The following is a 20149-nucleotide window of genomic DNA, read 5'->3' as shown; positions in this document are numbered from 1 at the left end:
CGTTCAATACAACTTTCTTGCCAACGTCAGCCTTAGTAAGCTCGCCGCAAGTTACTGTTCTTTTACTGTTTTCCATTATATTATCCATCCTGGTGGCGCAAGAGCCACATTTTTTTGTTCAAAAACAACAAATTTCTTCTATTCTAATGAGATATTCGTTTTTGGGCAATTATAAAGACATACTCTGTTCTTTGTTCAGTTTTTTTTCTATATTCTCAAGTTTTGATTCAATCGTTGTCAGCCGAGGAAACATAATATTCTGCATCATTGCGCAAATCATATTCACTTCTTTTATATTGACGTCTTTTTCGCTTGCAAACAAATCTCCGCAGGAAATGTTCAGTTCCCGACAGATTCTGTCAATCAATGACGCAGAAGCGAATTGAACGCCTGTTTCAATAAATGAAAGATGTTTTTGAGAAATTTCCAGACGCTCTGAAAGTTGCTTTTGTGTTAGTCCAACTCTTTTTCTATGTTTTTTTAAATTCTGAGCAAAGATTTGTGCAACATCAGATTTGTCTGCGTTCATAAGTAAAAATTATGCAGACATTTTTGTTTTTTAGAACTCTTTTAAAAGTAATATTTATTACCTATTAAATTGATTTTCCAAGAATTTATGCTAAAATATTTTTATGAAATCTAAATTAAAATTACTTTTTACAACCTTTTGCGTAATATTAAGTTTTATTATTTCTTCTTGTACAACTATTGATTCTTTACAAGAAGCAATTTCTTCTCTTTTCGAGAGTGAAAATTCCAACATTCAAAATAATGAAACTCAAAAAAATAAAAAAGTCTCTTCAACAATGTATAAAATTCCAGAAGATTACGAAAAAGCTTATTCTTTTAGAACAGATACGCCGCATCCTATGGCAAAGAAAATTCCTACAAACATTGCAAAGTTAAAAACTTCTAATCCGGCAGAATACGTAAATAAATGCTGCGAATTTATAAATTCAAATTCTACAGATGATTTTGAAAAAGTGAAGATTGCACATGACCTCGTTGCTTTAAATGTAAAATATGATGCTAAGAATTTTTGGGCAGGAACAGTTCCGCCTCAAAATTATGAAAATGTTTTAAAAACTGGCTATGCAGTTTGTGAGGGATATTCAAATCTTTTGAAGAAATTTTTGGACACTTTAAATTTTAAAAATTCAAAGGTTTCCGGCTATGCACGCGGAGTCGGCACTTCCCTTATGACAGAAAACAATACGGATTCAAACCATGCATGGAATATGGTAAAAATTGAAAACGCCTATTATTTTATCGATAGCACTTGGGATTCTGGTTACATGAACGGAAAAAATTCGGTTCAAAAATATACAACTGATTGGCTTTTTATAAAACCAGAACATTTTATTTTTACACATCTGCCAGAAAGACAACAACAACAACTTTTAAAAGAACCGGTTTCAAATACCGAGTTTTTAAAACTTGCAGATTTTAGGCCGAAATTTTTTGAAGTCGCTGAAAATTTTATAATTAAAAATGCAGAATTACCCAAGAAAACAAATCAAGTCTTAAATTCGATTCAATTTGAATATGAAACAAAAGCAAACTATTACTTAGATTTTTCAGTAGTTCAGACAGAAAAAAACAAGAGAATTGAAAACGCAACTTTTACCCAAACGAACAGAAATATTTCAAACACCGTAATTCAATTTCCCGAAGCAGGAACTTACCGGATTCAGGTTTTCTATTATAAAAAATCAGGAAATCAAGGCACCAGATGTGCAGAATTTTTTGTGAATGCTCAGGAAGGAAGTCAAATTCGTTATCCTCGAATTTATCAGAATTCTTTTGATGCAAAAGTAATTTGCCCGATTGAAATGCCTTAAAAAAAAGATGAAACCTATCATTTTGAAATTAATTGTCCAAGCAAAAATTTTGCGGCTGTAATCTGCGGCAAGAATTTTTCACAAATGCAGAAAAATGGTGACGGAACATTCTCTTTGGATTTTTCAGTTCCGAAAAATGTCAGCCAACTTAATATAGGCGTTTCGTCCACAAAAGCAGGCTCTTATCAGACTGTCGCGACATACATTTGCAGATAATTTTATTTTTGAAGGGGAAAGTATGAAGTCTTTTTTTATAAAATGTAAAAGTGTTTTTTGCCTCGCTAAAATTAAAACAAAAATGTTCTTTTCTGAGCTCTTTTTTAAGATAAAATTATTTTTCAAAAAAATTATTTCTGCAATTCAAAATTGGTTAACTTCAATTGGCTTAAAACTTCTTGACTTTAGAAAAAAAATCTCCAAAGTTCATAAAAAAACTCAAAACAATTGCAATACAGACGATTTTTCGCAGCCAGAAACAAAATCTAAAACAGAACAAAAAACTTCTGACGAAACAGAGGTTCAAACTCCTTGCAAAAAAACAAAATCATTCAAAAATAAATTATTCGTACGCGGGATTTTTCACTTTTTTGACATTATTTTTGAAGTAATCTTTGCCTGCGGAATTATCTTTTATATCCGTCATGATTTTTTAAATTTTGACCAACTAGAAAATTTTTTTATTAACTTAAACGCTAACACAATAATTATACTAGCTAATTCTTTTTCTCCATTAGAAAATATTTCTGAAACTGCCGTTTTTGTAATTTTTGCACTTATTATTTTTTACCTTTTATTCAAATTCTTTTATTTGCTTTTCTTAGCTAACGGCGCAAATAAAATCGTTGCAATTCTCCTGCTTGCAATTTCTACACTTTGTCTAAGCCTTGTAAACGATAAATTCTTGATTTTTCTTGCGCTTTATATTTTGGTGTTTTTTTCGTTTCAGTTTACCTGCGGTTCTTCTTTTTTAACAATTAAAAGAAAATTTTTTACAGTTGTAATCCTCGATCTTGTCGCTTACTTTGTAATTTTAATAGTTTTTGACAATATTTTTAGAAATTGCATTTTATTTCTTATTAAGAGAATTGCTCTGCCTGTAGGTTTATTTTAATTCCTGCCACAAAACCTAGCCCCGATTGGAACAGCGCCGGAGGCGTTCGGCTTTGCCGAATGCAGCGTATAGCGGAACTGTGGAAAGCGGGTTTGCGGGCAAATTGCGCTCCGGCCTCTTAAAACAAAATTTTTTTGAGTTTTTTATATTAAATTAACGGCTTTTTTGCTATAACTTTTGTTAATATTCGTTTTTTGAGTTAGTTTTATGAAATTCGTTAAACAATTCGCAATTTTTGTAACAATCTGCTTTATTGGCGAGGTTTTGCACAAAATTATTCCGCTGCCTGTCCCGGCTTCGATTTACGGCCTTGTGCTCATGTTCTGCGCGTTAAAGTTTAAAATTATGCCGCTGCAGGAAGTCGAAGTTTTTTCTGATTTTCTTTTGGAAATTATGCCTCTTCTTTTTATTCCTTCGACCGTTGGTTTAATCGTTGCCTGGCCAATTATTCAAAAACACTGGGTTCCGATTTTAATTATAACTTTGCTCGGCACAACTTTTATTTTTTTTGTTGTCGGCCACGTAACTCAATTTTTTGCAAAACTTGCGCGTTCCCGAAATAACAAAAAATCTTCCGGCAATTTAGAATCTCAGCCGTCAAATTCTATGGCAGACAATAAGGATTAAAAAATGGAGCATATTTCAACTTTTTTAACAAATTCTGTTTCGTTTGGATTTTCAATAACGCTTATAAGTTTTTTGGCGGCAACCTGGCTTTATAAAAAAACACATTTTGTTCTTTTTTCGCCGCTTTTTGTTTCCAGCGCAATTGTAATCGCTGTTTTGATTATTTTTAAAATTCCTTATTCCGAATACTTAAAAAGCGCCAATTTTTTGTATTATCTTATGACGCCGGTAACAGTCGCTCTCGCAATTCCTCTTTACCGTCAATTCCAAAAACTTCGTGAAAATGCGCTTGCAATCGTGCTTGGAATAGTAAGCGGAATTATTTCCAACGCTTTTTTTGTTCTTGGAGTTTGCCTTATTTTTAAAATCGGGCACGAAGAATACGTTTCTCTTCTTCCAAAATCAATTACAACGCCAATCGCAATTGCAATCACCGAACAGAACGGCGGCCTTGCAGCCCTTACAATTATGATGGTCAGCGTGGCAGGAATTTTTTGCAACACTTTTGCCCTAATTCTCTGTCGTCTTTTTAAAATTGCAGAACCTGTAGCCCGCGGTGTCGCATGCGGAACTTGCGGGCACGCAATGGGAACTTCAAAAGCTCTGGAAATGGGCGATGTTGAAGGCGCAATGAGCGGTCTGAGCATTGCTGTCTGCGGAGTTCTTTCCGTAATAATTCTTCCTTTTTTTATGGGATTGAATTAGTTTTTTTTTGGCAAACTTCGGTTCATTATTTTTATAAATTTTTCTATAAAAAATGCTCATTGTAGTGCTATAATAGAAAAACTATGAACCAAGGAATTGCAAAACGCCGCGCTTTTTTAACTCAACGCAAAAATCAGGGAAACCGTGTTACTGTCGGTTTTACAGGAATTGCCGATTTCCGTTCATTTATCGGTCAAGAATACATTGCCGGCATGATGAAGGCCGCCTCTGATTACGATTTAAATTTCATCAACTTTGCAGGAGCAATCAAATATTCGCTTTTTGACGATATTGATTTTATTTCACACTATCTGAAAACTTTCCGTTTTATGAAAGCTCCTCTCGTTGACGGACTTGTAACCTGGACTTCTTCGCTCTGCTCTTTTTTAGACACAAAAACCATAGTTCAAACTTTTAATGCTTTAAAACCGCTTCCAATGGTAGACATCGGTTATCTTGATATTGAAGGAATTCCGTGTATCCGCATAGACAACAATTCTTCAATCGCGCTGATAATGGATCATCTTATAAATAAGCACGGCTACAAGCACTTTGTCTTTATTGGTTCAAAAATTTCAGAACCACATATGCGCCGTCTTAACGCTTTTCAAAACGAACTTAAAAAATACGGAATTTCAGAACTGCCTGATTCAATCTATATGACAAAAACGATGGATTCGATCGACATTGCCATGGCAGTTAACAAACTTTGTTCTGCTTACAACTTAAAAGACCGCTCAGAAATCGACTGCATTATAACGTCTTCGGACATTATTGCGGCCACTGTAATCGAAGAATTAGACAAACAAAATATCTGCGTTCCGAAAGATGTTGCCGTAACAGGCTTTAACAACCAATACAATGGAATTACCGCGCGGTCTCCAGTTACAACGATGAATCTTGAGTATTTTAAGCGCGGTTATGCTGCTGTTGAACTTTTAATCGACAGAATTATGGCTCCGGAAGAAAAATTCAAGACGCGTCTTGTTCCTACAACCCTTCTTATCCGCCAGTCGTGCGGTTGTTTTGAACAGAGCATTGAAGATGCCGGCGAAGAAATAAACACATCGAACTCTATGCATGGCTCAAATCTGTCCGAAGAAGAAGTTAGAAACTATCTTTTTAAATTAACCCGAAATATTTTTTCAGGACGCTCGGAAGCAGAAATCAAAAATCTTATTGATGCTATTTTTGATGATATTTATGAACAAAAAAGTCCTAGCTCAATATTGCGATGGTTTCAAAATCTCTTGCAAAATATCCGGAAAGATTCTGTCCTTGTAAATAGCGAGCTCCAGCAAAATATTACAAACTTGCGAAAAATCATTCTTCCAATGGTAAAAGACGATGAAAAACAGTTTTCTCATATCGAAAATATTTTTCATCAGCTACGTTCACTTGTTTCAGTTTTTATTGAATACGACACTCTCTCAACCCGCGAAAATTCTTATTTAATGAACAATTTGTCTCAAATTGCCATGAATTTTGCAAGCGCGACGACTGGAAAACAAATTCAAGACGTTTTGCGTTATCAGCTTTCAGAAATGGAAATTCCTGGAATTGTGCTTTGCCTTTCCGACAATATGACAATTGATTTGACTTCTTCAAACATCGAATTGATTTTGCCGGAGCCGCCTCTCGACATAAAGGAAAAACTGCCTTTCAAAGTTTACGATCCAGCCTGTATTCCAAAAACTTTTTTTCCGCACGGCAGACGCTACAGTCTTATGCTCGAAATTCTTTATCACGCTGACAGATACTTTGGCTATGCTTTTTTGGAAATCGGCACTCAGAACATTTCTGTTTACGACACTGTGCGAATGCTTTTGAGCAATGCGCTTCATTCTGTCTACTTAAAAGAAGGCCGCACAAAAGAACGGTCAATGCTGCTTTCAAGCGAGCAGCTTGTTGGAATCTTGCATTTAAAATCCGAAAATTCGCAGGAAAACCGGAATGGAATTACTGTCCGGCAAATTACAAATTATCTGGTTGAACATCTAAGTGAAATGACAAATCTCGACAAAATGGCAGATGAGCTTATGGTAAGTAAATCTCATCTTGTACGCAGAGCAAAGGAACTGACGGGCTTTACAATTCAAACATTGCACGAAAAATTAAAAATTGAGCAGGCAAAAAATCTTCTCCAGGTTGAATCTATAAAACTTGCAGAAATTGCTTCGCGCCTTGGTTTTCAAAATCAGAATTACTTTAGCTCAGTATTCAAAAAAAATACCGGCATGAGCCCGCGCGCATGGGCACACCGGTATCATTAAAAACTAAAATCCTGCTTTTAATCCGACGTAAGCGGCAAAACCTGTTACGCCGAAACTTCTTGAAAAGTCCGCGCCCCGAGTTTGAACTCCGGCGTCAATTTCAAGAATATGGGCATTTATTATAAAGCCCATAGAATGTTTGAAGATAAGATTTTCGTATCCTGTTGCAAATTTCAAGCCAACAACGTTCAGCAACCTGAAGTCTGCGGATAAATTGTATTCACCGTAAACCATGCAGTCGCTTGAATAAGGATTCCGCACTGCAAGATCAACTTTCGGACAAATTTCGCACCACGCTCCAAAAGGTCTCCAGGTAGCTTCCAAACCGAAAATAAACGGCCTGTGCACTTTTTTTGTTTCCTTGCTGTAAACGGTATCATCTTCACCATAATCTTTTGTATAAGAATTTGTCTCGTCAAAAATACCAAAGGCATTCTGCTGCTCAAAAACTCCCCAGAAGCGTTTATAAGCCTTGTATTTTAAGCGTCCTGGAACAACTGGTATTCTTGTAAAAATTCCAAGATCAAGTCTTTTTCCAAACGATTTTTCAACTTCGCCCGAAAAGTCAAAACCGGCGCTTTTTACAAGTTCAGAGAGAGATTCCTGAATAAATGCAGAATCAATTGTCTTGTCGTCAATTCCATCCAAATCAATTGCAGAATAAACATTTAACGGCAAATCTGCTTCTGCGCGCATTAAACCGTCTTCGTTCGATGTGTATTTTGCTGTTCCTTTTGTTTCCATAATATGAATTACAGGAGCAAAAATTGCCGGCGTAAAATGCACTCCATAATCTTTTATCTTTGTCTTGAATGTTGCTCCAGTCTGAACATAAACATCGCTAAAAATCTTTAGATCAATCGTTTCGCTCGAATTTACTTCAAAACCTTTGCAAAAAAGATCAAAAAAGTTTTTTGAAATGCCTGTATATCCTGAGCCGTCAATTCCCCAGAAAAAATTAAGCCTGAACTTTTCGTTAAAATTAAGCGCAAACCAGCTTTTTACGTTGGCATTAAAATCTATTATAAAACCGTCATCGGAAAGCTCATTTGAAAATTCGTCCAAGTCGATAACAAGGTCTTTTACAAGCAAGTCCGTTAAGCGGACAAAATTGTTAGAAGCTCCGGCTTCTGTTTCAATCCCAAGTTCAATTTTACGGTCGTAACGTTTCAATTCTGCAAACGAAAGAGAAGCGCAAATAAAAGTCAAAAAACAAACAAGAAGTTTTTTCATTTTAGTTTTCCTCCTTTTCGTTTTTGTTCCAGATTTCAACCTGCCCGCTAAGTTTTACTTGAACATATCCTGACATTCCAAACTCCGCATTGCGAGGAATTTGCCTTAACTGTCCGTCAGCCTTTATTTTGACCGGAATTTTTGGTGTAAAAGGATAATTGTCAAAAACATTTTTTATTTCTTCGCCAGTCAGTCCAATTTTTTTGAACTTTGCGCCTGGTTCGCTTTGTTCAAACGAAAGAGTTTTTTCTTCTATAAGATTTCTGTCATCTTTTATACTTCCCGAAATTTCCAGCTGAGTAGAATTTGTTGTCTTGTAATAAATCGAAACCGAATCTACAAGATCAAAATAATCTGTAACATCCTCAAAATCTTCTTCACTGTCGCGTTTTAAGAGGTCTTCGTTTTCGTCAAAGTCATCGTCGCCGTTTATTGTATTTATAAGATGACGAATGTCAGAAACCGTCACATAACCGTCTGCTTCATGATAATCAAGCGGAAAATCAACCTTGTCTGTCAAAGTAAACTGCAGCGGAACTTTAAGAAGAATAAAAATCTGAACCGACTTTAATTCAGTCAATTTTTCAAAATCTTCGCCAGTTAATTCGAGTTCATTTGTCGCATTTGAAAAACCGCTCAATTCGTATTTGATTTTTAAACTGTCCGGCATATCGTTCAAAAGCTCGCAAACCGCAGAATCTTTCGTCTTTACAGAATAGTTTTCTGGAGAAAAAATCGAAGAATCTGTAATCATATAATCTTCGTCGGCAAGCGCATCCAAATCAATTTGAGTTTCTTTAAGGCCAAGACTGCCATTTACAAGTTCAGAAGTTTTACTAATTCCGTCAGTTTCGTAAACAGCTTCCAGTTTACAGTTCGAATAATTGACTCCGTTAAAAACCTTAATTCCCGGCTGAATCGCAAAAACATAGCCTTCAACTCCAGAAAACTGAATATTTTTTATAAGGTCGCTCGCATCTCCAAGATTGTCCTTTAACAAATTGGAGAAATTCAAACCGGTGTCAACTTCGCCAGTCAAATCCGAAGCCTCGCTCAAAGCGGAAATGTCGACTTTAAGGCTTTTGATTTTATCAATCTTACAAGAACCGCCGATTTCTACTTCGGGATTGGCAGTTGCTTCATCAAAAATAAGGGTTGCATTTTCAAAACTGACAGAAACCTGTCCGCTTACCTTGACGTTTCCTGCATCATCGGAAGGTTTTATAGTCTGATTTTCGAGAATTGCGGTTTTATTGAAAAGATATTTTGCGGCGTCTTCGGCAGATAATGTTTCGTCAGAAAATTCATTTTCAGAAACCTTAAAACCGTCTCCCTGCGAAACATTTATTTTTTCAATGCCGGCAGTAATTCCGCTCCAGCCATCTGGAATTGTGCTGAACACGTTCAATTTTCCAGATTCGATTTCCGCGCTGATTAAATAATCGTTTATACCGCTAAAATCAAAGTCGCTCTCAAAAGAAACACAGCCGTCAGGAGTCTCTGGATTATCGTCCAAGTCTCCAATTTCTTCGGCAGTCATGGTTAAACCAGCAACCTGCTTTATCTTGAAAGAATCTGCCTGCATAGAAACTTTAAAATTATGAACGGTGCCTGCTGTTCCGCCCTTCATTGTTCCAGAAAGCTTAAATCTCATTTCAGGCTGCAAAATTTTTCCGCTCAGGTCGAGCACAAGGGGAGAATCTCCTGTTCCAGAAGCAATATTGCGCTCTTCGCTCGAAGCAATTTCATTTCCAATTTCGTCACACAAAATTACTTTTGCGTTCAATTCAAAATCTTCGGAAACAGCGTTTTCTGGATTTACAGAGATTTTAAAACTTCCGGCAGAAAGCTTAATTCTTGAAAAAGAAGGTGCCGTAATATTAAAAGGGATTCCCTTGTTTTCTGGAATTACCGAATCAGTGCCAGTTTCTATAATTGGATAAGATTTTTCTTCGATTTTGAGGGCCTCTCCGATATTTTCGTTCAAATTTGAAATTTCAATCTTTGTCGAAAAATTCATATCGTTTGTGCCGTCAGCAGAAAGCCCAAGCGATACTTCCTTAATCGGATATTTTATTAAATATTGAAGCACATCGTCGTCGCATTTGGTCGGATTGTAATCGTAAACTTTTATTTCTTCCGAACCTTCTGAAAGATTTTCGCTAAAATTCTTGCGCAGCTCGCTTGCGCTCATCTTGTCGCGAATCAAAAAAGAGCCGCTGCCAAGCGGAAATTCGTAATTTGTTCCGCTCGTCTTTATGGAAATTCTTTCTGGAGCTTCCAAGTCGCATGAGAAAAAATTAAAACCTGCAAATAGTCCGCTAAGGACTAAAAAAAATTGCCATTTCTGTTTCATACCACAAGTATAAAGCAAAAATGGCAAATTCCAATAATTTTAGCGTTATTTTCCTATAAAATAACGCTTTTTTCGATTATTTCTGATTATTGAAGAACGCTGCAAACGGATTGTATGACAAGCCGTCATCGCTTCCACGGTTTGCGCCCGGACGCTTAGAACCGGCAAATGTGGCTTCGCGAGGTTTTTCGCCTCCCTTTTTAACAACGACAACCTTGCGTCTTGGAGCGCTTCCGTCCATAGCCTTTGGCTTTTTGCCTTCATTTGTCTGTCCAAGACGAGTGTGAGCGTCGCTCTTTAACGAAAGAGAAATGCGCTTGCGGTCTTTGTCCAGGTCGATAATCGTAAATTCTTTTACATCGCCAACTTTTACAACGTCCATTGGGTCAGAAACAAAATTGTCGCTCAATTCAGAAATGTGAATCAAAGCTGTTTCGTGCAAGCCAATGTCAACAAATGCACCAAAGTCAACAACATTCTTGATTTTTCCGGTAACTTTCATTCCGACGGTCAAATCTTCAAAATTTACAACGCCCTTCTGCATGATTGGAGCCGGATAGCCGTCGCGAGGGTCGCGGTTTGGTTTTCCAAGTTCTTCTATTATATCGTTCAAAGTTGTTTCGCCGACGCTGTATTTTTCGCAGAGAGATTTTTTTACATCTGCAGGAACTGTCTTTTTCTGCTGAACGTAAGACAATACTTCGCGGGCAACTTCGTAGTTTTCCGGGTGAACCCAAGTATTGTCGAGCGGATCGGAACTTTCTGCAATTTTAAGGAAGCCTGCGCACTGCTCAAAAGCCTTCGGTCCAATTCCAGGAACTTTTTTAAGCTCTTCGCGGCTCTTGATTTTTCCGTTTGTGTCGCGATAAGCAACGATTTTTTTTGCTGTTGAAAGGTTGATTCCAGAAACGTATTTTAAAAGCATATAAGAGGCAGTGTTCAGATTAACACCGACATTGTTTACAACTGACGAAACTACTTCATCAAGCTGTTCAGCAAGTTTTTTCTGATTTACGTCGTGCTGATAAAGTCCAACGCCAATTGCTTTTGGATCGATCTTTACAAGTTCGGCAAGAGGATCCTGAAGACGGCGGCCCATCGAAATTGCGCCACGAACCATAACATCAAGTTCCGGAAATTCCTCTGTCGCAACAGGAGAAGCAGAATAAACAGAAGCTCCGCTTTCATCAACAACAGTGTATTTTACATCAGAATCAGAATAATTCTCAGAAAGAACTTTAGAAACAATCGCCTGTACTTCCTGAGAACCAGTTCCGTTACCAACTGCAATTACCTGAATGTCGTATTTGTCGATTGCATTGTTAATTTGCTCGTAAGCGTCCTGCGGATTCTGCTCCTGAAAGATTTTGAAAAATCCGAGGAATTTTCCAGTTTCGTCGAGAGCGGCGCATTTTGTTCCGTTTCTGTAGCCAGGGTCAACGCCAAGAACGCGGCTTCCCTTGATTGGCTGTGTCATAAGAAGATTTTTTAAGTTTTCTGAGAAAAGCTCGATTCCGTGGTCGTCAGCTTCGTCAGTCTCGTTGCTGCGAATTTCGCGGACTACGGCAGGAGAAAGAAGGCGGACAAGTCCATCTTCAATCGCATCATTGTGGTACTTATTAGAAGGTTTTGCTTTTTTCTGCAAAAGAGCGATTGCACCGTCAACCGGCACATTGATATTTACAGAAAGCGCGCCTTCACGCTCTGCGCGGTTCATTGCAAGAATTCTGTGCGGCTTAACCTGATTCAAACTTTCGGAATAATCCCAGTACATTTTATATGTAGAAGTTTTTTCCGCAGTTTCGGCATCAGCTCCTTCAGGAACAATTCCTTTTGTTTCGATTGCGCCTTCCGCCATGTAAAGATCATGGACATCCGAGCGGTTCTGAGGATTTTGGGAAGTTCTCTCGGCAATAATATCCTGCGCTCCGGCAATTGCGTCCATAAACGACTCAACATTCAAAGCGGCATCTTCGTTATCAGTCTTGATGAATTTTTGCGCTTCGGCTTCGACTGCGGCATCGTCGTTCTGTCCTTCAATAAAATCTGCCAAAGGCTCAAGACCTTTTTCTATTGCAACCATTCCGCGGGTTTTCTTTTTTTTCTTGAACGGCGCCCACAAATCTTCAAGCTCTGTCAAAGTTTTTGCGCCCATAACAGCATTGTAAAGGCTTTCGGTTAGTTTTCCCTGGCCAAAAATTCCGCGGACAATTTCCAGACGGCGTTCTTCAAGATTTTTATATGATTTAAACTTGTGATCACATTCAGCAACTTCAACTTCGTTAAGATTGTCAGTTTTGTCTTTGCGGTAACGCGAAATAAAGGCAATTGTACAGTCTTCGTTAATCAAACTTATAACAGCGCTAACCTGACTTACACGGATATTAAGCTCTTCCGCAATTTTTTTCATAATGTCCACTTCGTTGACAACGAGGGCGTCGATAGATTCTTGTGTAAATTCCATAGTTTTTTTATTTTACAAAAAAAAAGGCTCATATTCAATTTAATTTTTTTCCAGACAGATGAACTCAAATTCTTTTCATAAAATTTAATTATAACCTTGAAAAGTTACCGATTGTTCGATATATTTTAGTTACCGATTGTTCGGTAGTTTTTTTTACAAGGAAGTTGTCGTGTCTCAAAAAACTTCAACAAAGCAGCTTATTTTAGACGCAGCATTCTCTTTTTACGAACAGCCATATTTTAAGGATTTTTCGATGAGCCAGCTAGCGGCAAAAGTCGGAATTTCAAAAACGGCAATCTATCGTCATTTTAAAAACAGAGATGCTATTGTAGAAAGTATGCAGAAACAGTTTTTTGATATTCTTTACTCTCAGCTATCGGCAATTCAAAACAAAAATTCTGATTCAGAAAACCTAAATGAACAAATTGCAAGAATAATCAGCTTTTTTACAGAAAATTCTCAATATATAAACTACTTTATAATTATTCATGCGCAGATAAAAGATTTTGAAAAAAAAGTTTGTGATGAATTTCGTTCAAGAGGCCTGAAAAACGATTTTGACAAATCTTATCAAAAAAACACGCTGGCAAAATATTCACGCATTTATTTTTGCGCAGTTACAATTTTGTATTTTATAAAATTACGTGAAAAAGCAATTATCTGCGAAAAAAAAACGGATTCACCCGGTGATTTTTCAAAAAAAATGGTGAATTTTATTCAAAAAGGAATTGTCGGTACAATCGGAGAATCTAATCAGACTTCAAAAATTTCAAAAGAGCGTTTTGCGCAACTCGATGAAATTTGCAAAATTAACGAAGAAGATTTGCCAAAAGAAGATAAAATTTTTACCGCTTTTTCAAATGTGATTGCAAAATATGGAATAAACAACGTTACAGTCGAACATATTGCCGACGAGCTCAACTTGGCAAAAAGCAGCCTGTATTTTTATTTTGAAAACAAAAACAAAATGCTTCTTCATCTTGTTGCAAAGGAAATTTCGCTTTTAGGAACAATTTGCGAAGAAAACTGCGCCGAAGCCAAAACTTACACGGAATTCATCTATATCAATATGAAAACCGAGATTTCGTATTTTTCCACACGGTCTTCGATTTTGTCACTTTGCTGCTGGCTTTTGCAAAATGGAGCAGAACACACTGTCGATGACGAAAAAGAGTTTTTAGGCCCAAATAATGTCTGGGAAACGAGAATGACCGAGATTGCCCAAAAAGTTGACCTTGGATTTTCGGTTCGTCCGGAACATATTACGATTTGGTCAGGTCTTTTACCTGTTTCGCTTATAATTCTAAAAATAAAACACGAGTTTTCGGACGAAGAAACTAACCAGGCCTTGAATTATATGTTTGATTTTTTGATGTATGGAGCAAAATTTTAAACTAAGGAACTGAAATTTGGACTAAAAAATGAAGCCTTTCAGGATTTTGAATTTTTTGACAGTCCTAAAATAAAAGTAAAAAATATTGGAGGTAAAGAAACAAAATGAAAAAATTACTTGTTGCATTCAGTTTAACTCTTTTTATTTCTGCTGGTTTTGCCCAGGAACAAAAAGAAAAAACCGTTACTTTAACGATAGACCAGGCTGTTGAATACGCATTAAAAAACAGCCGCACCTTAAAAAGCAACGACATTGATTTAGAAATGAAAAAACGCGCTTCGGACGTAAGCTGGAACGTTTTTTTGCCAAATGTTTCTGTAAACGGAACAATGAAACGCTCAAACGAAATCAGTCCTTCTTACGCCCAATATGGCATCACAGATTATCCAGATGAGGAATCTCGCTGGGATGTAATCGGAGGCGCTTCTGTAAGCTGGAATTTTACACCTGCATACATTGCAAAAATTCAAATTGCAAAGGCAAATTACGAGGCAGGAAAAATAAGCTGGGAACAAAGCCAGAATGAAACTCTCGTAAATGTCAAAAAAATTTATTACGGGCTTCTTCTTCAGCAGGAAAGCTTAAAAATTCAAAAAACGACTCTCGAAAATGCTCGTCGGCGAATGATTCAGGCGGAAGCAAACTTTAAAAGCGGCCTTGTTCCAGAAATCAGCCTTTTGCAAACTCAGGTAAACTACGAAAATACAAAACCGACAGTTGATTCTGCAGAACAGACTTTGAACCAGCAGTTCGACACTTTTGCTTTTTTAATCGGACTTCCAGTCGGCACAAAAATTGAGCTTACAAGTTCTATCGAGCCGCAATATGTCGATGTAACGACAGAAGGCTTGCTAAATGAATACGCAGACAACGACCTTCAGATTCAGTCAATGAAGAAAAATATGGAAACCGCAAAATTAGGAATTACCGCCCTCGACCTTTCAACCTGGGTTCCGACATTTGCATTAAGCTATGGCTGGACTCCGATGTACACAGACGGTTCTGCGCTGGGACTTCCACAAAACGCTAAGGCATTCGGTTTTGCAGGAGATTTGGGAAAAAATGACAAATGGTACGATTCAGGAAGTTTAACCTTAACGCTTGCCTGGAACCTTACAAATATGCTCCCGTGGTCTTCAAACAGACAGCAGGTAAAAGATTACCGACAGCAGCTTGCACAGCTTGAACTTGCAGTTGAAAGCCTTAAAGAAAACCAGAAGGTTCAAGTTCGCAAAGCCGTGGATACGTTAAACCAGGCAAAACAGCAGATTGAAAATATGAACCGCTCAGTTCAGCTTGCTCAAAAAGCCTATGATATGCAGCTGCGCTCTTACCGCAGCGGAACTACAGAACTCCTGGACTTGCGCGATTCTGAAAATTCTTTGAATCAGGCAAAGCTTGGCCAGTTGAACCAAAAATACCAGTATATTTCCGCTCTTATGGATTTGGAAAATACTCTGAATGTAAAACTAACAGGCGGATCTAATTCTGCCATAACAAAATAAATATCATATCTAAAACTGGAGGAAACTTATGAAACTTAAAAAATTGATTTTTACAATTGGCGCTCTTGCAATAACATTACCTTTGGCAATAAGTTGCGGAGGCAAAAAAAACGACGCTGCCGCAGAAGCAAACTCGGAAGCTGAACAGGTTTTTGCAGTAAGCACTTTGACAACCGCAGCCGGAAATCTCGACGATTATCTTGAATTTGGCGGAGACATCAGTTCTGTAAACTCAGTTGCCGTTTTGCCGGATCAGGGAGGAAAAATTACAAATATTCTCGTAAACGTTGGCGACATGGTAAATAAAGGTCAGGTAATCGCTTATGTAAACCCGCTTCGCGCAGGAGCAGTTTACAACGACAGCCCGGTTCACTCACCAATTACAGGAAGAATCACTTCTCTTCCAACTACAATCGGCTCGACAGTAAGCCAGTCTTCTCCTATTGCAAATGTTGCGCGCACAGACGACCTCGAAATCAAAATCAACATTGCAGAACGCTTTATCAGCAGAATTTCTGACAAGCAAAAAGCAACTGTAACTTTCGATGCTTATCCAAACGTTGTATTTCCGGCAACTGTTTTTGAAATCAGCCCGGTTCTCGACACAGCAACACGCACAATGGGCGTAAAGCTTCATTTTGACAAAAAAGACAGCCGCGTAAAAGTCGGAATGTACGGCCGCGTAAGGCTCGTAACAGAATCTGTAAAAGACGCCATCGTAATTCCTTCGACAGCAGTTGTAACACGCGATTCAGCAAATTACGTTTTCGTAGTTGAGCCTCATTCAGACAAACGCTCAACCGTAAAACTTGTTCCTGTAACAGCCGGACTTTCTGTCGATAACAAAACTGAAATTGCAAAAGGCCTTAAAGCCGGAGATGAAATCGTAATAAAAGGCATGTCGCTTTTGAATGATGGCGTAAAAGTAAACATCACTTCAAATTCAACTTCAAACTAAGCCGAAAAAAACAGTATCTGGAGATTTATATGACATTTTCTGAAAAGTGTGTAAATAAACCCGTAACAACCCAACTTCTTTTTGTACTGGCAGTTATTCTTGGAATTTTCTGTACAACCCAGCTTCCAATTGATATGTTCCCGGAAATGGATTTGCCGTACATGATTGTATTTACTTCTTACGACAATGCAGGTCCGGAAGAAGTTGAGCAAAGCGTTACATCAACCCTCGAAACTTCCCTTTCCGGTCTTTCGGGCTTAAAAAAGATGCAGTCCCGCTCAATGTCAGGACTTTCTATCGTATTCCTCGAATTCAATTACGGTACAAATCTTGACGCCGCAGGAGGAGATGTCCGGGACAAAATCGATATGGTGCGCGGTTATTTGCCAGATGATGCCGATTCACCTATTACAATCAAAATGGATCCTTCAATGATGCCAATTTTGAATCTGGCAGTGCGAGGAAACCGTACTCCAGAAGAATTGAGGACTATGGCCGAAGACGTAATCAAACCCCGCCTTGAACAGCTTGACGGAATCGCTTCCGCAACAGTTTCTGGCGGACGAGAAGAATCAATCAACGTAGACATTCCGCGAGACCGGCTTGAAGCCTATGGGCTTACAATCAGCACAGTTGCGCAGATGATTGGAGTTCAGAACATTCAGTCTTCTGGCGGTACAATCACTTCTGGAGATATAAATTATACAATCAAAAACGATGGTAAATACAAAAGCATAGAAGACCTTAAAAACACTGTAATTTCTTACAAAGCAGGCTCAGACTACGAAGTTCGTACAATCCGTCTCCGCGACATTGCAGACGTTTACGATGGATACAAGGACGAATCCACACTTGCATATCTTGACGGCAGTCCTTGTGTAATGATTATGCTTACAAAACAGTCAGGCAAAAACTCTGTTCAGGCTGCAAAAAACGTACGCAAACAGCTTCCAAAGATTCAGACGGAACTTCCTGCAGACGTTGAAATTCTCGAAACTTCAAACACTGTAGACATCATCTCTCAGACAATCAACGAAGTTGTAAATTCGGTAGTTCAGGGTGCTTTGCTAGCAATTGCAGTCCTTTTCATCTTCCTTCGAAGCTTAAAATCAACGCTTATCGTAGGACTTTCAATTCCGCTTTCTGTTTTGATTACACTCGTCTGTATGTACTTAAAAGGAATTACAATCAATATGATTTCTATGGCAGGACTTTTGCTAGGTATTGGTATGCTTGTAGATAACTCGATTGTAGTTCTTGAAAATATTTACTCTTATATTCAGCGCGATGCAAAACCAAAGGTTGCAGCGATTCTTGGTTCACAGGAAATGGTTACTTCAATCATGGGTTCAACCTTGACTTCTGTTTGTATCTTCCTTCCAATGCTTGTTTTCCAGAAAAAATTGGGCATGATGGGACAGATGTTCAACGATTTGGCATACACAATCATTTTCTCGCTTATGTCTTCTCTTGTCGTTGCCATTGCCTTGGTTCCGGTTTTGTGTTCAAAATATGTATCTAAAGTCGGCGGAACAAGAAACGAAGGCAGAGGTTTTGCTTATGCCATAAACAAGTTTTTTAACAACTTCTTTGACAAACTTGATGAAAAATATGCGTCAGGAGTTGCATTTGTACTTCACCACAGAAAAACATTTATTGCGGCAATTGTTGTTCTCTTCTTTGTTTCAATGGGCGCAATTAAACTAGTTGGATTCGTCTTTATGCCGGCCTCTGCTGCTAACAGCGTTGAAGTGGACTTTAAACTTGCGCAAGGAACAAAACTTTCAATTACGGAAGATGTTATCCGCGAATTTGAAACAATGGCTCTCGAAGAATTAAAAGGCATTAAATATTCAAGCGTAACAGTCGGCGGAACAAGCATGATTTCTTCATCATCAGAAACAAATACAGGTTCTGTAACATTCAGCTTGTACGAACCAAAAGACCGTCTGCCAGGATACGACAACGAAAAAACAGCAAAAGCAAAGCTCAGAAAATACTTTACAATGTTCCCAGGAGCAACCTTGAGTTTTGCCGCAAATGCAAACAGCGCTTCAAGTTCTTCCGGTGTATCTGTAAACATTAAATCAGACGATCTGGATCTTGTAATGGAAACTTCACGCCAAGTTCGCAAAGTTCTCGAAGAAAAAGGAAAAGACTGGGTAAGCGAAGTAGATTCAGACCTTGAAGACGGACTTCCACAGGCAAATATTATTTTTGACCGCGACAGAATGCAGGAATTCGGACTTAACGTTTATACAGTCGGTTCAGAAATAGCAGGCGTAATCAACGGAAAAACCGCAAGCCGGTTTACAAAAAACGGAGACGATATTGATGTTGTTGTCCGCGTTTCGGAAAAAGACCGCGAACGACTTGGCGATCTCGACTCAATTTCCATGGTAACTTCAAGCGGAAAGAGAATTCCTCTTTCAAGTTTTGCGCATTATGAAGAATCAACCGCTCCTGTTACAATTTTCCGCGAAAATCAGTCGCGAATCATTCACGTAACTGCAAAGCCAAACGAAGGACTTTCTATCGGCGATGTTCAAAAAGAAGTTGTAAAACTTATCGAACAGAACATTACAAAAGAAGACGGCGTAATTATCAGTTATTCTGGCGACCTCGAAGACATGATGGAAGCAGTGTTTAACTTCGGCCTTGTTATCATTCTTGCAGCCTTCCTCGTATTCGTAGTAATGGCATCTCAGTTTGAATCAATGCTCGACCCGTTCATTGTAATTCTTACAATTCCATTGTCGTTTATCGGCGTAATGACAATTTATGCGCTCACTGGAAACCAACTTAACGTAATTACAATCATGGGCGTTCTGGTTCTTGTCGGAACAATTGTAAACAACGGTATTGTTCTTGTTGACTACACAAACCTTCTTAGAAAACGTGGCTACGAACTCGAAGAAGCATGTATTCAGGCAGCACGCAACCGCCTGCGCCCAATTCTTATGTCAACATTGACAACCGTAATCTCGCTTGCTCCAATGGCATTCTTCCCAGGAGAAGGCTCGTCTTCAATGCAACCAATTTCACTCACAGTATTCGGAGGAATGACATTCGGTTCGTTAATGACGCTCTTTATTATGCCGTCAATTTACTATATCTTTAATAGCCGACGGCTTAAAAAGGCCGCAAAAAAAGCCGCAAAGCAAAAGGCAATTGAAATAAAACAGTCCGGCAATAAATAAAAACAAAAGTCGGAGAGGAGGTCTTTATGGAGAATAAAATGTCATATATCGAAAATATCAGAAAACACGCCGGAAAATTGACACGGCTGGAAATTATTACTTCCCAGGCGCTCGAAGAAGACTTTATGGAAGAATTTAAGGAACAGAAAGTCGCCGCCCGTTACACAAAACTGGCAAACGTAATGGGAGCCGGCTATTCAAATCCACGCCTCGGAGACGCAATTTGGCCACAGCTCAACATAATGTACATAATTTACTGTCAGGAAGAAGAGGCTGAAAAAATAATCGCAATCTGCCAAAAGCTCCGCGAAAAATACATGGCCGAAGGCATTGCCTGCTTTAAGAGCAGCGCCGAAGAAGTCTAACTGTCCGCTAGCAACCAGCTAACAATTTGCAGCCACAAAATATAATTTTCTAAAAAGCGATGGATAATAAATCTGTCGCTTTTTTTATTTTGGGCGTTTCCTGTAACTGCTCAAAAAA

Annotated in this window: 14 protein-coding genes; 10 read left to right on the top strand and 4 right to left on the bottom strand. The window is 38.3% G+C overall.

What is annotated here, in order from left to right:
- Positions 1-169: 169 nt before the first annotated feature.
- Positions 170-529: a type II toxin-antitoxin system RelB family anti-toxin gene (gene relB / locus B2X33_RS06530; RefSeq protein WP_296668493.1), complete on the bottom strand. Its 360-nt coding sequence runs from the start codon at positions 527-529 to the stop codon at positions 170-172.
- Positions 530-632: 103 nt separating this feature from the next.
- Between relB and B2X33_RS06525 the strand changes: the two genes are divergently transcribed.
- The 5 genes from B2X33_RS06525 to B2X33_RS06505 all read left to right on the top strand — a co-directional run bounded on the left by B2X33_RS06525 (position 633) and on the right by B2X33_RS06505 (position 6557).
- Complete coding sequence (locus B2X33_RS06525; protein ID WP_296668492.1) at positions 633-1841, top strand: transglutaminase domain-containing protein; 1209 nt, start codon at positions 633-635, stop codon at positions 1839-1841.
- Positions 1842-2649: 808 nt separating this feature from the next.
- Positions 2650-2952 (top strand): hypothetical protein, encoded by a 303-nt coding sequence (locus B2X33_RS06520; RefSeq protein ID WP_296668490.1) that lies wholly within the window; start codon positions 2650-2652, stop codon positions 2950-2952.
- 207 nt (positions 2953-3159) lie between these two features.
- Entirely contained in the window at positions 3160-3579 is a 420-nt protein-coding gene (locus B2X33_RS06515; RefSeq protein WP_296019017.1) for a CidA/LrgA family protein, read from the top strand.
- Between the two features lie 3 nt (positions 3580-3582).
- Positions 3583-4284 (top strand): LrgB family protein, encoded by a 702-nt coding sequence (locus tag B2X33_RS06510; RefSeq protein WP_296019024.1) that lies wholly within the window; start codon positions 3583-3585, stop codon positions 4282-4284.
- A gap of 83 nt (positions 4285-4367) precedes the next feature.
- Positions 4368-6557: a substrate-binding domain-containing protein gene (locus tag B2X33_RS06505; RefSeq protein WP_296668488.1), complete on the top strand. Its 2190-nt coding sequence runs from the start codon at positions 4368-4370 to the stop codon at positions 6555-6557.
- A gap of 3 nt (positions 6558-6560) precedes the next feature.
- Here the strand turns inward: B2X33_RS06505 and B2X33_RS06500 are convergent, their stop codons facing one another.
- The 3 genes from B2X33_RS06500 to B2X33_RS06490 all read right to left on the bottom strand — a co-directional run bounded on the left by B2X33_RS06500 (position 6561) and on the right by B2X33_RS06490 (position 12610).
- Complete coding sequence (locus tag B2X33_RS06500) at positions 6561-7790, bottom strand: hypothetical protein (protein ID WP_296019043.1); 1230 nt, start codon at positions 7788-7790, stop codon at positions 6561-6563.
- A 1-nt stretch (position 7791) separates the two neighbouring features.
- Positions 7792-10146, bottom strand: coding sequence for a hypothetical protein (locus B2X33_RS06495; RefSeq protein ID WP_296668486.1), 2355 nt, complete (start codon positions 10144-10146; stop codon positions 7792-7794).
- Positions 10147-10222: 76 nt separating this feature from the next.
- On the bottom strand, positions 10223-12610 hold the full coding sequence (locus tag B2X33_RS06490) for a helix-hairpin-helix domain-containing protein (protein ID WP_296668485.1): 2388 nt from the start codon (positions 12608-12610) through the stop codon (positions 10223-10225).
- 169 nt (positions 12611-12779) lie between these two features.
- Between B2X33_RS06490 and B2X33_RS06485 the strand changes: the two genes are divergently transcribed.
- The 5 genes from B2X33_RS06485 to B2X33_RS06465 all read left to right on the top strand — a co-directional run bounded on the left by B2X33_RS06485 (position 12780) and on the right by B2X33_RS06465 (position 20031).
- The gene (locus B2X33_RS06485) at positions 12780-14003 is read left to right on the top strand and encodes a TetR/AcrR family transcriptional regulator (protein WP_296668483.1); all 1224 of its coding nucleotides are present in this window, start codon (positions 12780-12782) and stop codon (positions 14001-14003) included.
- Positions 14004-14107: 104 nt separating this feature from the next.
- Positions 14108-15508 carry a TolC family protein gene (locus B2X33_RS06480; protein ID WP_296668481.1) on the top strand — a complete coding sequence of 467 codons (1401 nt, stop codon included), beginning with the start codon at positions 14108-14110 and terminating at the stop codon, positions 15506-15508.
- 28 nt (positions 15509-15536) lie between these two features.
- Positions 15537-16466 (top strand): efflux RND transporter periplasmic adaptor subunit, encoded by a 930-nt coding sequence (locus tag B2X33_RS06475; RefSeq protein ID WP_296019072.1) that lies wholly within the window; start codon positions 15537-15539, stop codon positions 16464-16466.
- A gap of 29 nt (positions 16467-16495) precedes the next feature.
- Positions 16496-19666, top strand: coding sequence for an efflux RND transporter permease subunit (locus tag B2X33_RS06470; RefSeq protein ID WP_296668479.1), 3171 nt, complete (start codon positions 16496-16498; stop codon positions 19664-19666).
- Between the two features lie 26 nt (positions 19667-19692).
- Positions 19693-20031 carry a PG0541 family transporter-associated protein gene (locus B2X33_RS06465; protein WP_296019088.1) on the top strand — a complete coding sequence of 113 codons (339 nt, stop codon included), beginning with the start codon at positions 19693-19695 and terminating at the stop codon, positions 20029-20031.
- The last annotated feature ends 118 nt before the right edge of the window (positions 20032-20149 follow it).

The organism is Treponema sp. UBA785, from assembly GCF_002297065.1.
Taxonomy (GTDB): Bacteria; Spirochaetota; Spirochaetia; order Treponematales; family Treponemataceae; genus Treponema_D.
This window is presented reverse-complemented; position numbering and strand designations above follow the sequence as displayed.